The organism is Dellaglioa sp. CoH-56-MRSF-11, assembly GCF_056782135.1.
Window position 1 is genome coordinate 1 of record NZ_JBXAYE010000075.1, and the last position, 316, is coordinate 316.

Sequence of the window (316 nt, forward strand, 5' to 3'; positions counted from 1 at the left end):
GGGCAGCGGCAAACTCGGTCGGCACATACGAGTATTTCTGTTCTTGGCTCATGGTAGCTCCTTCAGTTCAAGTAGGCGGTTGGAATCGTGAAATCCCGCATGAACGCATTCTGCTCCATCCACTGGGTCAATGTCAAGAGCGAAAGTTGCTTGTGCAGCACCGCCAGCGGATATTTGCGGTCCGAGATGTAGACATCAATCTCGAATTCTAGCGCACTCATCATGCGTGCGTCAATACGCACCAGCGTGTCATCATCCATGTGCTCCTGACACAGGGCGCGGATCGCGATTACGCAATCACCGAGTCGCCCAGAAT

1 protein-coding gene is annotated in these 316 nt (G+C 53.5%); it reads right to left on the reverse strand.

All coding sequences use genetic code 11. The features are described 5' to 3' along the window. Window positions 1–62: 62 nt before the first annotated feature. Window positions 63–316, reverse strand: a 254-nt coding sequence (locus AC1RPT_RS07900) for a hypothetical protein (RefSeq protein ID WP_481763003.1), incomplete at its 5' end; no start/stop codon positions are given.